Genomic DNA, 14,305 nt, shown 5'->3' with positions numbered 1-14,305 from the left:
CATGAACGCTTTTTCGCAGTCGCGAATTCCAATTAAATATGATTTACTTCAACAACAAAGGCGTTTTTCCTGAAGCAATTCCCACTTAAGGACGAATTCTTTCGCTGCGCTCTTTTACGAGCTTTTTTGTTGCGGAACAGCTCTCACGCGCTTTGCTATACTGAAATGAGTAAGGAAAAGCGCGAACGTGCCGATATCTCAACTATGACAACACCACTATCATCACTTTTGGCTGCAGCTTTGAGCCAGTCAAGCGGCCCTTCTGCATCTACCTCCGCGTCCTCACAGTTAAGCGGAAACGCCGGTGCCGCTAATCAAGTAGGAAGCGGAAGTACGCCTCCGGCTGCTGCAAACGCTGCACTGTCACGGGCTGTAGCAATCGATAATGGCGTAAAAGTAGTCGTGGAACGATTACCTGAACGAGTGCTATCGATAAGTACATCGTCGAACAACGCTCCATCAGTAACCGCACAAACACTGAATGTAGTGTTGCCCAAAGAGGTAGGCGCTAAACTTTCCAAGCAAGCGATGAATAACGCACAACTTGCTCTTTTGCCTCAACCTACTGCTTCTCGAGCCCCAAACAGCTCTGAAAGAGCCCCTCAAGGACAGTCGAACGCACCATCAGCTGTGCTGCTCTCTACTAGTTTATCTCAACAAAGTGTGTCGTTATCAGCACAAGATAAAGCTGAATTACTCAAAGCCGTAGCTCAGGCTCTTGCCGCGAACAACGCAGCCGTAACGCTCAAGGGCAAGCTTTTTATTTCAACAAAAAATGAAAGCTTTGGGCAACTCATGCTTGCTACATCGAAAGAACAAGCTGTGCCTCTTACCGATATAAATACGGAAAAAGCTGATAGCAGTGCCAAGGCGGCGCTTCAAAAGTTAATTGGTCAGCAGGTAGTACTGGGGCTCAGTCGAACAAGTAACGGCAGTGTCGTTTTACAAATTTCTCAAACTCATCTTGCTGCAAGCAGCAGTCTAAATACTGATAGTCGCGTTCAAGACTTTTTCACCAACAACACTGGTAGCGCAAATAAAGTCGCTGTGGCCACACATAAAAATGTAAGCACCAACTTACAACATACACTCATTGAAAAGGCACTTAGCCAAGGGGGAGTTGTAGTAGAGCACAGCGCAAAAAACTCGGCCCGTCTCAGTGCGCTACTGCAAAACTCAGGTACTGAAGCAAATGTACTAAAAGCGCTTTCTGCGCTGACGTTGTCGGACGGTAAGCTAACAACACGCACAGCTCAACAAAACGCGCTGGTGCAAATAAGCTTATCAACAAGCAGCATTTCCCCACCCTCTATTCCTGTTTTGACAAATGACCAAGTGAATAGACTGAATCTTTCACAACTTCCCAACGGAATAGGGATAGGGGCGGAAAACGGACTGGGGAGAAGTGACACCATTGTTTCGCCGTCTATCTCAAACCTCCGAAGTGAAGCTCCTACACAGCTTAAGGGTAGTGATGTTCACAATGCCATCACAACACTCTCACGGATATTGCTCAGTCAAACGGGTAACACAAATAAGGCGCTAAGCGAGTTAATCGCTATTGTGGAGAACGGAAGGTTACCGCCAAACAAGGGCGTATCCAATGCTCAACATTTTGATAAAATCCTGCAGCATTTAAAAGGCCTAGACGCACTCAATGCTAAGCCCTCTCAAATTAAGGTATCTATTCAAGATTTTGTTGGCCCCCCCAAACCATCTAATGAGCAACTGTCGTCTACACTTAAAGGCACTACCTCACAAGCGAAGGATACTATTAATGTCGATAAACTCGCCGAGCAGAGCAACTTAGTAAAAGACAACGCAGGTAAATCTTCTCTTGCAGCGCTTGCTCAGGCGTTAAGTGGCCAAGCTAAAGGCTTGTCGAGCAGCTTGCTTTCCAACATTATCCAGCAGTTAACCGCTTCACAAAATAAATCTTTAGGCGCGCCCCCCACTATTTCTGATACAAGCTCGCCTCATGCTAATCCAAACGCAATTGAAGGCCCAGCTAGTGAAACCTTAACGGCTGACGAAGAAATGAAAACGTCGTCAAGAAAAGTAGTAGCCGATATGAATGAACAAAGTTTATCACAACGATTGCAGCAGCTCATATCCACCCAAACACTTGTTACAACCCCTTTAAGTTTAACTTCACCGGTAAACTCATCTAATTTCATTCAGGGGCTTGTTGCTTTAGTTCAACTTGCGTTAGCTGGTCGCGCGATGCAGAGACAGCCAAGTTTAAAAACACAAATAGATGCGCCAGACTCCGTTGTTTCAAAAACATTGGCTAATATGGGGGTAACCTCACAGCCTAGCCGAGTTAGCCAAGACATAAATCAGTTAGACGGCCGGCAGCAGCTACTGGCACAACTTAAAACCTTACTTAGTAGTCACCAGCAAAACAAAATAGCCAACGTTGACAGCCGTATTCAAGGGCAAGACAATTTTTACTACATTTTGCCATCGCTTTCACAACATCACTCTCCGCCAGAGCTTCTAATAAAGCGCGAGCAAGGAGGGCCAAACCATAAAAGCGTACAAGCGGGACAGCGCTCTCTTTGGAATATTACGATGAAGCTAGATATTGGTGACAGCGGCCAAGTTCTGGCGAAGTCTAAAATTGATAAAAACACAATAACGTTAGACCTATATGCATCCAGCGACGAAGTATTAAAGCGAATAAGTGACACTCTGCCCTACTTAAAGCGCCGGCTAACCTCCCTCGGACTTACAGTTGACAGCACGAGCTACCAGCGGGGACACATTCCTGAAACCCTCAACTCCCGTCCCCACCAAATTTTCGAAACTCGGGTATAAGCGTGTAATTTATGACTGACTCACAAAAAACAAAACGTGCCATTGGTCTTAAATACGCAGGTGGAGACAAAAAAAATGCACCAAAAGTAGTCGCTAAAGGCTATGGGGGTTTAGCCGAAGCAATCATTGCTATGGCTGAGGAAACTGGGATACTAATTCACGAAGATCCCTATTTAAGTGAAGTGCTCGCTACACTCGACGTAGGGCAAGATATTCCTGAATCACTCTATTACGTAATTGCAGAGCTCCTTGCTTATTCTTACGTGTTGCAAGGAAAAATTCCTCCCGGGTGGGAAGGTATTATTAAACGAGTGGATTTTGAAGTGTGACATGTGAAACAAAGCCCGATGATTGATGTCGCCTCACTAGACCTTTTTGAAAATGAGATGACTATTGACTTTATTTGGTGCCATTCCTTTTTTATGTATAAGAGCTCGCTGAAGGCGAGCTCTTATACAAGTTCTTTAAATTTCTTGAAACTATCTAAAGAGTACTTTTTCTTTGTTGAACCAATGGATGCAGAAGAAAATCAGCCCTGTTGCGATTACTGCAGTTGAGGTAAAAATACCAAACAGCGCAAAATAATCCATGGTGCCTTTAAACAACTCTTTCATCGCAAGAGCAACGTTAGTTAGCGGCACCCAAACCCAACCGCCTTTAAGCTCTACGCCTGGCATCATTGCAATGATAACAGGGAAGATAACCACCATAATGAGCGAACCCATATAGCTTTGCGCTTCTTTAAAGGAGCGGGCATAAATAGATAGCGATAATAATACAGCTGCAAATACAGCCACCACAGGCACCAACATTAAGAAGATCAACAAGAAGTCTACAAGACCAATCATAGACATTATCTTTACCACAAATTCAACGGCCATGCCTTGCGATAGCACCAGCCCCCATAATGCCATGGAGGAAACCGTTATGAGCGCTGTTACAATACCTGCTGCTGCCACCGTAAAGAATTTACCTAGCACTAGTTTGTGGCGATCCATAGGTGAAATAAGCAAGGTTTCTAATGTGCCTCTTTCTTTTTCACCTGCTCCTAAGTCTGCTGCAGGGGCCATTGCTCCTTGTAAACACAGTATAAAGATGAAGTAAGGCAGCATGCCTCCAAGTCGTTCACCCCATACCTCGCGATCGTCAGCAACGTTCTGCTTTTCAATTTTAATAGGTTGCAATAGTGCTTCCTGTTGTGTCTCATCAAGATTAAGCTGAGCAAAAGCCGCCTGCTGAAATGCATCGGTATACTCATCAATAATCTCAGAAACACGCCCCATGACTTTATTTAGGCCTGCATCGTTGAGATAAAGGGCAATCTTATGCTGACCTGAATTCAAAACATCACTGTCAAAGGTTTCAGGGATAACCAATACGAAGTCTAGGGTCTCGTTCTTAATGAGCTTGGCATAGTCAGTCTCATTGCCTATTGGAACTGATTCAAACTTATCAGAGGCACTATTAAAGGACTGCACAATTGCAGGTGCATAAGCCTCACCAACGATTGCGTATTTGAGCACTTCGTTTTCCGCTTTATCTGCTGCAGAACTCATAAAGAAAAAGGCCACGCCAAAAATGGCTGGAAACAATAAAAGCGGTAGACCAATCATGAATATGATGGTTTTCTTATCGCGTAATAGCTCTTTGAATTCCTTTTTAAAGATTAACCACATTACCCATCTCCTTAGCATCCATTGAGAGTGTTTTTAGAAAGCTCTTATGCATTTGCCCGCCAGATACTTCGTCACCAGACAACGCGCTAAATGCCGCAAGCGAATCGTTAAACACGGTTTCACCTTGGTTAATAACCGTTACCTTGTCGCAAAGCGCTTGGACCTCGTCGAGATGGTGAGTTGAAAAAATCACCGGCGTACCTTTATTTTTAAGGCGCTGAATGAACTCCATTACTGTACTGGTCGCCATAATATCAAGGCCAGTAGTAGGCTCATCAAGAACCACCAGTTCCGGTTCGTGAATGACCGCACGCGCAATAGACACTTTTTGCTTCATGCCTGAGGAGAAATTTTCGGCACGTCTATCTAGAAAGGTTTGCATATCTAGCAAATCAGCTAACTCCTCGATACGGGCATTAATCACATTTTTAGAAATGCCGTGTAACTCTCCGAAGTAGCTAATATTTTCACGCCCGCTTAAACGACCGTATAGACCTGTGGAGCTGGAAAGAAAACCAATCTTCTTTCTCGCAATATTCGGGTTAGTCAATACATCTTCACCACCAATAAGCACTTTACCACTGTCTGGTTTAAGCGCCGTTGAAAGCATGCGTAATGTGGTGGTTTTACCCGCTCCGTTAGGACCAAGTAGTCCCAGAACCTGCCCTTTGTCGCAAGTAAAAGATACATCCCTTACTGATTGGAAATAACGACCTTTTAAACGTGGGTCCTTCTTCTCTTGTTCGCTAAGCTTTTTTGGGTTTTCCACCGTAAAGCGCTTTGCGAGACCTGATATTTCAATCATTCCCTTTCCTCTTTTTAGATAAACAGTTGGCTGTTCATTATTATTGTGGGCTTATTTGCACAAAAAGCAAAGTAGGCCTTATTTATTTTTATAGTCTGTACGTGCTTAACTTTATTACAGCATTCCCTCTTTTTTTTCGCAGTACAAGTTTCACGCTTATAATAAATGTTAGTAAATATGTCCCACAAATTAATACAGGCATGAGGCATAAAAAAACCCACCGTAAGGTGGGTTTCTAAAAACTAACGCGCTGTTCTTACTCGGGAAGAGCGTCGTCTTCTTGCGTAGCAACCACTTCTTCGGCTTTCACTGTTTTTGGAAGCAGTAGTTCTTGACGAATTTTCGTTTCAATCTCGTTCGCTATTTCAGGGTGTTCTTTAAGGTACTTCATTACGTTTGCTTTACCTTGACCAATACGATCACCCTTATAGCTGTACCAGGCACCGGCTTTATCAACAAGCTTTTGCTTAACACCCAGGTCGATAAGCTCTGCTTCTTTACTGATACCTTCACCGTAGCGGATCATGAATTCGGCTTGCTTAAACGGAGGCGCAACTTTGTTCTTCACTACCTTCACGCGGGTTTCGTTACCTACTACCTCGTCGCCTTCTTTAACTGCACCAATACGGCGAATGTCTAAGCGCACTGAAGAATAGAACTTAAGCGCGTTACCACCAGTAGTGGTTTCTGGGTTACCAAACATAACACCAATCTTCATACGAATCTGGTTAATGAAGATACACAGTGTATTTGAGCGCTTGATATTACCTGTAAGCTTACGCAATGCTTGTGACATTAGACGTGCCTGCAGACCAACGTGAGAGTCACCCATGTCACCTTCAATTTCCGCTTTAGGCGTAAGCGCTGCTACCGAGTCAACAATAACAACATCTACCGCACCTGAGCGTACTAGCATGTCGCAAATTTCTAGTGCTTGCTCACCAGTGTCAGGCTGAGAAACTAATAGTTCGTCAATGTTTACACCTAGCTTTTCAGCGTATACAGGGTCTAGGGCGTGCTCAGCATCTACGAACGCACAAGTTTTGCCCTTCTTCTGCGCTTCAGCAATAACTTGAAGTGTTAGCGTGGTTTTACCTGATGATTCTGGCCCGTAGATTTCAACAACACGTCCACATGGCAAACCGCCTATACCTAGAGCGATATCAATGGTAAGTGAGCCAGTAGAAATCGCTTCAATATCCATGGCTTGGTTATCGCCTAAGCGCATGATAGCGCCTTTACCAAATTGCTTTTCAATTTGGCCAACTGCGGCGGTTAAAGCTTTTGATTTGTTATCGTCCACGTAAGTATCCTCTAGGATTTGCGGTTAAATTCTGTATTGGTGTTTTCCATATCTTTGAAATTACCAAATAATGATCACATTCTATACTGTACAAGCATACAGTTTCAACCAGTGTTTTTAATTTTCACTCAACATTTTAATTAACTGAGTAATGGCAAAGCTAATAGCGTGTTGGCGAACTTCGTCGCGATCGCCGCTGAAAACCTGTTTGATTTGCACTTCGTGCTCCCCACACAAAAAGCCAAACCAAACAGTGCCCACCGGTTTTGCGTCGCTGCCACCGCCAGGGCCGGCAATGCCGCTAACCGTTACAACGAGTTGCGCTCCGCTGTTACGGCGCACGCCTTCAGCCATTTCTTTCACCGTTTGCTTCGACACCGCGCCGTACTCTTTTAACGTGTGTTCTGTTACGCCCAGAACGCTTTGCTTTGCGTCATTAGAGTACGTCACCCAGGATTGGTTAAACCAATCAGAACTGCCAGCCACACTGGTAAAAGCAAAAGCGACTCCTCCGCCCGTACACGACTCGGCGCTCGATACGGTCCAACCTTTGCTCCTGAGTGCGTCACCCAACACATGGACTTGCGCAGATAATGCGCTATCAAGTGTTAAAGGGGTGGCGTTTGCTGTCGAATCAGTTGAAAATGTTGTGCTCATTTAGATATACCTAATTACACCTGTTGTGCTTTATCAGATCTTCGCTTGATCTTAGTGGGCGTGAGTTTATCATTTATTCCCCTCAACAGGCATTAAACCCAGCAACAAATTCGCAGAGGCATTTTTTGGAATCACATACTCCTATGATGCGCCAATACCTGACTATTAAGGCGCAGCATCCTAATATTTTACTGTTTTATCGCATGGGCGACTTTTATGAGTTGTTTTACGACGATGCCAAAAAAGCTGCTGAATTACTGGATATTTCATTAACAGCCAGAGGAAAATCTGGTGGTGAACCCATTCCCATGGCAGGTGTGCCTTATCACGCCGTAGAAAGCTACCTGTCACGCTTAGTGAAAATGGGTGAATCGGTTGCTATCTGCGAACAGGTAGGCGACCCAGCCACTAGTAAAGGCCCTGTTGAGCGTGCAGTACAGCGTATCGTTACGCCTGGTACAGTTACCGACGAAGCTCTTTTGGAAGAGCGCCGTGATAATATTCTTGCCGCTGTGTGCGGTCACAGCATGCATTATGGCTTGGCAACGTTAGATGTTACTAGCGGTCGCTTTGTTATTTTCGAGAGCGATAGTGATGAAGGCCTATTAGCTGAAATACAGCGAGTAAACCCTGCGGAACTGCTTTATCCAGAAGGATTTGAAAGTTTATCACTTATAGAAAACCGCAAAGGGCTTAGACGCCGCCCGGAATGGGAATTCGACATTGAGACTGCCACAGAGCAGTTAAACGCTCAGTTCGAAACTAAAACATTAGAAGGCTTTGGTATAAAAGGCGTCACTAAAGGCTTAGGCGCCGCGGGCTGTGTTTTACAATATGTAAAGGATACCCAGCGCACCGCCCTGCCGCATATACGCCGCATTCAGACCGAACAGCAAGACAGCCGCGTGCAGTTAGATGCGGCCACTCGCCGAAATTTAGAACTTACCCATAATTTGTCGGGTGGCCAGGAAAATACCCTGTTTAGCGTGATGGACACCACCACTACAGCTATGGGTAGCCGCATGTTACAGCGCGTTATTCATTCGCCTTTGACTGATCAACATGAACTTCACAGCCGCTTAGATGCTGTTGAAACTTTCATTAACGATGACCCTGAAGATATTCGCACCGCGTTAAAGCACATTGGTGATATCGAGCGCATTATGGCGCGATTAGCGCTTCGCTCAGCCAGACCTCGCGACTTTGCGCGGTTAAAAAATGCGTTTAATGCCCTGCCAGATTTACAAGATGCACTTGGTCGATTCGATACAGGGCAAGTTAAAAGCATTAGCGAAACTATTGGCACTTACCCTGAGCTTCAAGCCCTGCTGAACGAAGCTATTATCGACAATCCTCCTGTAGTTATAAGGGACGGTGGCGTGATTGCCGAGGGCTACAACGCAGAGCTTGACGAACTGCGTAAGCTATCGCAAGGCGCAACTGACTATCTAGACGCCATGGAGCAGCGAGAGCGAGAACGCACGGGAATTTCTACATTAAAAGTAGGTTATAACCGAGTACACGGGTTCTTCATTGAAATTAGCCGAGCTAACAGTGCTCTAGCACCTGCAGAATATATCCGCAGACAAACCCTTAAAAACACGGAACGTTACATAACGCCTGAACTTAAAGAACACGAAGATAAAGTGCTCAGCAGTCAAGGCGCTGCGCTTACGCTAGAAAAGCAGCTTTATGAAGCCTTGTTCGACAACTTTGCACCTTACCTTAACAATTTAATAGAAACCGCCGCAGCACTAGCCAAGCTCGACGTGCTGTGCTGTTTTGCAGAACGTGCTGTATCCCTTGACTGGCATCGCCCACATTTAAGTCAAGAATGCGCACTTACCTATGACGCCGGTCGCCATCCTGTGGTTGAAAATGTGATGAAAAACCCTTTCATTGCGAACCCGCTTCAGCTTGACTCCGAGCGCCGCATGCTGATCATAACCGGACCGAACATGGGCGGTAAATCAACCTATATGCGCCAAACCGCGCTGATTGCCTTGTTGGCATGCATTGGCAGTTTTGTGCCTGCAGAAAATGCTCACATCGGAAAGCTTGATAGAATTTTCACCCGTATTGGTGCTTCAGACGATCTAGCCTCTGGCCGCTCTACCTTTATGGTTGAGATGACGGAAACGGCAAATATTCTTAATAATGCTACCGAAAACTCGCTGGTATTAATGGATGAAATAGGTCGTGGTACAAGTACCTATGATGGTTTGTCGCTAGCATGGGCCTGCGCGAGTTATTTGGCGAAGCAGCTTAACGCTTATACGCTTTTTGCGACGCATTACTTCGAACTTACTGAACTTCCAGAAACGCAAAGCGGCGTCGTAAACGTGCACTTAGATGCGATGGAGTTTGAAGATACCATACGCTTTATGCATACCGTCTCTGAGGGCGCTGCTAGCAAGAGTTTTGGTTTACAAGTCGCTCAGCTTGCTGGCGTGCCAAAAGCAGTGATAAAAGCGGCCCAACAAAAGCTGTCCGTATTAGAATCATCACACCTTATGATAAATGGCGAAAGTGTGTCAGAAGACGTGCAAGACAAGCCGACGGCACCAATGAGCAAGGCGAAAACCTCCGCCAGCAACGGGTCTAAAGCTAAAGGCCAAGCGGAGATGCTTTTTCCTGACAAACCGCACCCCGTGGTAGAAGCCCTTGAAAACTTATCACCCGATGAGTTGTCACCGCGCCAAGCACTTGACCTCATATACACACTCAAGCGCTTAAGCCAATCGTAAAATTGTGCATCATGTGGGCAAATTGATTGTCTGCCCACATGATTTTGCGTATACTATCGCCCCGTCCAAAGTGTAGCTGGTTTTGTTCTAAACTCAGCCTATATTTATCATACAACCCAAACGTTCTAGGTTTCGCATGACAAATTATATTTTCGTCACCGGTGGTGTAGTTTCATCGCTAGGTAAAGGTATTGCTGCAGCATCGTTAGCCGCAATTCTTGAAGCTCGCGGTCTCACCGTTACCATGTTAAAGCTCGACCCCTATATCAACGTCGACCCAGGCACAATGAGCCCTATTCAGCATGGTGAAGTATTTGTTACCGATGACGGCGCAGAGACCGACCTCGATCTTGGTCATTATGAGCGTTTTATTCGCACCCGTATGACTAAGCGCAACAACTTCACAACCGGCCGGGTATATGAAGAAGTACTGAAGCGCGAGCGTCGCGGTGATTACTTAGGCGCAACCATTCAGGTTATCCCTCATATTACCAATGAAATTAAGCGCCGCGTGATTGAAGGTGCTGAAGGTCATGATGTGGCTATTGTGGAAGTGGGCGGAACCGTAGGTGACATCGAGTCACAACCATTCTTGGAAGCTATTCGTCAGCTTGGTACCGAAGTCGGCCGTGAGCGCGCTATGTTCATGCACTTAACGTTAGTACCTTACATGCCAGCATCAGGTGAAGTAAAAACTAAGCCTACGCAACATTCAGTAAAAGAACTGCGTTCTATTGGTATTCAGCCAGATATTCTTGTTTGTCGCTCAGTGGGAGCACTGCCGGCGAGCGAGCGCTCTAAAATTGCGCTTTTCACTAATGTTGCTGACAAAGCTGTTATCTCTTTGAAAGACGTAGACAGCATTTATCGCATTCCAGCTGCACTTAAAGCACAAGGCATGGATCAGCTTGTGGTTGACCGCTTTGGCCTTGAGTGTGAAGAAGCCGACTTATCTGAGTGGGAACAAGTGCTTTACGCTGAGTCAAACCCTACCGCTGAAGTAAACATTGGTATGGTAGGCAAGTATGTAGAGCTACCTGACGCCTACAAGTCTGTTAATGAAGCGCTCAAACACGCAGGGCTCAAAAACCGCCTAACTGTGAACATCCACCATATTGATTCACAAGATGTAGAAAGCAAAGGCACCCAAATTCTAGAGCAGTTAGATGCTATCTTGGTACCTGGAGGTTTTGGTGAACGTGGCATTGAAGGTAAAATTGCCGCAGCCCGCTATGCCCGTGAAAACAAAGTTCCTTACCTTGGCATTTGTTTAGGTATGCAAGTAGCTCTCATCGAATACGCACGCAATGTTGCTGAAATGGAAAACGCGAACAGCACAGAGTTTGACCCTGAAACACCTTTCCCTGTTGTCGGTCTCATCACTGAGTGGTTAGATGCTGCGGGCACGACCGAAGTGCGAACTGAAACATCAGATTTAGGCGGTACCATGCGCTTGGGCAGCCAGCTTTGTCACCTTATTGAAGGCACAAAAGTTCATGAGATGTATGGCAACGCTGAAATTTATGAGCGCCACCGTCACCGTTACGAAGTGAACAACAACCTGCGCGACCAAATCGAAGCGGCGGGATTAAAGGTAAGTGGTTTGTCCACTGACAAGCGACTTGTAGAAGTGGTGGAAATCCCTGATCATCCTTGGTTCATTGCGGGCCAATTCCACCCTGAGTTCACGTCAACTCCTCGGGATGGACACCCATTATTCACTGGTTTCGTTGCTGCGGCAGGAAAATACCAGAAAGAAAATCACTAATTTCTAATAAAAGGGGTGCTCTCTCCCGTTGCACCCCATTCAATTGTTGAGGAAAAAACATGGCGAAAATTAGTCGCATTATCGGACGCGAAATCTTAGATTCACGCGGAAACCCTACTGTAGAAGCAGATGTATACTTAGAATCAGGCGTAATGGGCCGAGCTGCAGCACCATCTGGTGCGTCTACTGGTAGCCGCGAAGCACTAGAATTACGCGACGGCGACAAGTCTCGTTACCTAGGTAAAGGTGTAACAAAGGCAGTTGCAGCAGTTAACGATACCATCGCGCCAGCACTTATCGGTAAAGACGCACTAGCGCAAGCTGATATCGACGGCATCATGATTGACCTTGATGGCACAGAAAACAAAGAGACCCTTGGCGCAAACGCAATCCTTGCCGTTTCTCTTGCTGTAGCGAAAGCAGCTGCAGCTGAGAAAGGCGTAGCGCTTTACGAGCACATTGCAGACCTAAACGGTACATCTGGCCAATACTCTATGCCAGTACCTATGATGAACATCATCAATGGTGGCGAGCACGCTGACAACAACGTAGATATTCAAGAGTTCATGGTTCAGCCTGTTGGCGCGAAGAGCTTTAAAGAAGCACTTCGTATGGGTGCAGAAATCTTCCACGCACTTAAGAAAGTACTTTCTGCTAAAGGTTTAAACACAGCGGTTGGTGACGAAGGTGGTTTTGCGCCTAACCTTAGCTCAAACGCTGAAGCACTAGCCGTTATCGTTGAAGCTGTTGAAAATGCTGGCTACAAAATGAATGAAGACATCACGCTAGCGCTTGACTGTGCGGCGTCTGAATTCTACAAAGAAGGCAAATACGTACTTTCAGGCGAAGACAAGAGCTTCGATTCAGAAGCGTTTGGCGACTACCTTGCTGACCTTTCTTCCCAGTACCCAATTGTTTCTATTGAAGACGGCCTAGACGAGAGCGACTGGGACGGCTGGGCAAGCCTTACTAAGAAGATTGGTGACAAAGTACAGCTTGTTGGTGACGACTTGTTTGTAACTAACACTAAAATTCTTAAGCGCGGTATTGATAACGGCATTGGTAACTCAATCCTTATCAAGTTCAACCAAATCGGTTCACTAACTGAGACCCTTAACGCTATTAAAATGGCGAAAGATGCGGGCTTTACAGCGGTTATCTCTCACCGTTCTGGTGAAACTGAAGACGCCACTATTGCCGACCTAGCAGTAGGTACAGCGGCGGGCCAAATCAAAACGGGTTCACTATGCCGTTCTGACCGCGTTGCTAAGTACAACCAACTTCTTCGCATTGAAGAAGCGCTAGGTGACGCTGCAACTTACAAAGGCCTTAGCGAAATCAAAGGTCAATAATTAACGTCTTCAAAAATGATAAAAAGCCGCTTTAGATAGCGGCTTTTTTGTGTCTATTTTTCGCTCTGCTTGATGAAACCATGTAGCATCAAGCGCCGAATCTTGCTAGGGTTAGAGAACTTTAGAAAGGCATTTGAAAACCCCGATGGCTCAAGGCGACGAACTTTCCCACTCCACTCCCAATGCTCAAGTTGGCTTTTTCAGCGACGCTGGTGAGCTCGGCGGAAGCCACCCTCAATTCAATGAAATATGTACTGCTCTGTATGAAAGAGAAATCATCTCTCTCGCTCATAGTGAGATAAAAAACTTGTCATTACTTAGACGCCGAATGGGCGGGCTTCCATACCACGTAAAAGCCATTGCTCGATATATGGTAAATAACGGCAACACAATTAATCCATCTCCCCTAAAAACAGATACTCATAATGGAAGTTGGTATGCCAAGCAATCTGCGAAGTGTCCCGGCATTAATCATCTAGACGATGTAGAAAAACGTGAAGATTGGTATACAAAAAACGCTAAGTACGGCCTTGTTGTACCGGTTTTAGTTTTAAATATGGAAGGGTCTCACATTGAGCTTGATTCCATTGATATGGTAAACCAAGACAACACACAACTTCATCTGAACAAAAATGGGTGGTTCGCTAACACGGGGGAGTGTATTCACTCAACTACACAACGCGATGATTTTTCAGAGGCTACAGCGCTTTCAGTTGAAAACAAGAAACTACTGCGGCCTTCAAAGGCGATTATGACTGCAGCATCATGTGGCCATGCATGGAGTTTTAAATCAAAGCGGTCCCCACGTGCGTTATCCCTTCGCGAAATGCGTTTATCTACTCAAATCAATTGGAAGAACTTTACTCTGCTTGATAGGTGACACGGCCATATAAGCATATAAAATCAATTAAAATGCATAAAAAACCAAAAAGACCAACCACCCACAGCACTCCAATTTAGTACAAACGTCCTAATTAATAACGATCACAAGGCTAGCATCTGCATCAATAGCGAAAAACACTCTGTCCCTCCCTTCCAAAACCATCAAACTTAGGATAACCATCCTAAATAATTAAAAAACGGCTTTTATACAGGAAAAATATAGTCATTATCGTAATCAATGGTTGACCTCTTCGTGCCACATGGGTACATTGTCGCTATCAACTTGGTTAGCAAA

The 14,305-nt window shown here is 45.4% G+C and carries 10 protein-coding genes; 6 read left to right on the top strand and 4 right to left on the bottom strand.

The window, feature by feature from the left end:
* Nucleotides 1–165: 165 nt before the first annotated feature.
* Both ACM0P2_RS04590 and ACM0P2_RS04585 read left to right on the top strand, forming a co-directional pair.
* On the top strand, nucleotides 166–2,820 hold the full coding sequence (locus tag ACM0P2_RS04590) for a flagellar hook-length control protein FliK (protein ID WP_419227376.1): 2,655 nt from the start codon (nucleotides 166–168) through the stop codon (nucleotides 2,818–2,820).
* 11 nt (nucleotides 2,821–2,831) lie between these two features.
* Nucleotides 2,832–3,149, top strand: a complete 318-nt coding sequence (locus ACM0P2_RS04585; RefSeq protein ID WP_159118521.1) for an EscU/YscU/HrcU family type III secretion system export apparatus switch protein — start codon at nucleotides 2,832–2,834, stop codon at nucleotides 3,147–3,149.
* A 150-nt stretch (nucleotides 3,150–3,299) separates the two neighbouring features.
* On the opposite strand, the gene ACM0P2_RS04580 is transcribed toward ACM0P2_RS04585, so the two are convergent.
* The 4 genes from ACM0P2_RS04580 to ACM0P2_RS04565 all read right to left on the bottom strand — a co-directional run bounded on the left by ACM0P2_RS04580 (nucleotide 3,300) and on the right by ACM0P2_RS04565 (nucleotide 7,261).
* Nucleotides 3,300–4,496: an ABC transporter permease gene (locus ACM0P2_RS04580; RefSeq protein WP_419227375.1), complete on the bottom strand. Its 1,197-nt coding sequence runs from the start codon at nucleotides 4,494–4,496 to the stop codon at nucleotides 3,300–3,302.
* Nucleotides 4,480–5,301, bottom strand: a complete 822-nt coding sequence (locus ACM0P2_RS04575; RefSeq protein ID WP_105932322.1) for an ATP-binding cassette domain-containing protein — start codon at nucleotides 5,299–5,301, stop codon at nucleotides 4,480–4,482. The genes ACM0P2_RS04580 and ACM0P2_RS04575 overlap by 17 nt, the downstream gene beginning before the upstream one ends.
* A gap of 256 nt (nucleotides 5,302–5,557) precedes the next feature.
* The gene (recA, locus tag ACM0P2_RS04570; protein ID WP_159118519.1) at nucleotides 5,558–6,604 is read right to left on the bottom strand and encodes a recombinase RecA; all 1,047 of its coding nucleotides are present in this window, start codon (nucleotides 6,602–6,604) and stop codon (nucleotides 5,558–5,560) included.
* A gap of 117 nt (nucleotides 6,605–6,721) precedes the next feature.
* Nucleotides 6,722–7,261, bottom strand: coding sequence for a CinA family protein (locus ACM0P2_RS04565; protein WP_159118518.1), 540 nt, complete (start codon nucleotides 7,259–7,261; stop codon nucleotides 6,722–6,724).
* A gap of 143 nt (nucleotides 7,262–7,404) precedes the next feature.
* Here ACM0P2_RS04565 and mutS point away from each other — a divergent pair, with 143 nt between their 5' ends.
* From mutS to ACM0P2_RS04545, 4 genes are all read left to right on the top strand, one after another.
* The gene (gene mutS, locus ACM0P2_RS04560; protein WP_159118538.1) at nucleotides 7,405–10,008 is read left to right on the top strand and encodes a DNA mismatch repair protein MutS; all 2,604 of its coding nucleotides are present in this window, start codon (nucleotides 7,405–7,407) and stop codon (nucleotides 10,006–10,008) included.
* A gap of 136 nt (nucleotides 10,009–10,144) precedes the next feature.
* Complete coding sequence (locus ACM0P2_RS04555; RefSeq protein WP_419227374.1) at nucleotides 10,145–11,776, top strand: CTP synthase; 1,632 nt, start codon at nucleotides 10,145–10,147, stop codon at nucleotides 11,774–11,776.
* 59 nt (nucleotides 11,777–11,835) lie between these two features.
* Nucleotides 11,836–13,128 (top strand): phosphopyruvate hydratase, encoded by a 1,293-nt coding sequence (gene eno / locus ACM0P2_RS04550; protein WP_159118516.1) that lies wholly within the window; start codon nucleotides 11,836–11,838, stop codon nucleotides 13,126–13,128.
* 145 nt (nucleotides 13,129–13,273) lie between these two features.
* Nucleotides 13,274–14,008, top strand: a complete 735-nt coding sequence (locus ACM0P2_RS04545; RefSeq protein ID WP_159118537.1) for a hypothetical protein — start codon at nucleotides 13,274–13,276, stop codon at nucleotides 14,006–14,008.
* Nucleotides 14,009–14,305 lie beyond the last annotated feature (297 nt).

Source organism: Alteromonas sp. OM2203, from assembly GCF_048517045.1.
GTDB lineage: Bacteria > Pseudomonadota > Gammaproteobacteria > Enterobacterales > Alteromonadaceae > Alteromonas > Alteromonas gracilis.
This window is presented reverse-complemented; position numbering and strand designations above follow the sequence as displayed.

Bases quoted from the DNA above. Each gene is read 5' to 3' on its own strand.
- eno (WP_159118516.1), top strand. From the start codon at position 11,836: ATGGCGAAAATTAGTCGCATTATCGGACGCGAAATCTTAGATTCACGC.
- mutS (WP_159118538.1), top strand. From the start codon at position 7,405: ATGATGCGCCAATACCTGACTATTAAGGCGCAGCATCCTAATATTTTA.
- ACM0P2_RS04585 (WP_159118521.1), top strand. From the start codon at position 2,832: ATGACTGACTCACAAAAAACAAAACGTGCCATTGGTCTTAAATACGCA.
- ACM0P2_RS04565 (WP_159118518.1), bottom strand. From the start codon at position 7,261: ATGAGCACAACATTTTCAACTGATTCGACAGCAAACGCCACCCCTTTA.
- ACM0P2_RS04590 (WP_419227376.1), top strand. From the start codon at position 166: ATGAGTAAGGAAAAGCGCGAACGTGCCGATATCTCAACTATGACAACA.
- ACM0P2_RS04580 (WP_419227375.1), bottom strand. From the start codon at position 4,496: ATGTGGTTAATCTTTAAAAAGGAATTCAAAGAGCTATTACGCGATAAG.
- ACM0P2_RS04575 (WP_105932322.1), bottom strand. From the start codon at position 5,301: ATGATTGAAATATCAGGTCTCGCAAAGCGCTTTACGGTGGAAAACCCA.
- ACM0P2_RS04545 (WP_159118537.1), top strand. From the start codon at position 13,274: ATGGCTCAAGGCGACGAACTTTCCCACTCCACTCCCAATGCTCAAGTT.
- ACM0P2_RS04555 (WP_419227374.1), top strand. From the start codon at position 10,145: ATGACAAATTATATTTTCGTCACCGGTGGTGTAGTTTCATCGCTAGGT.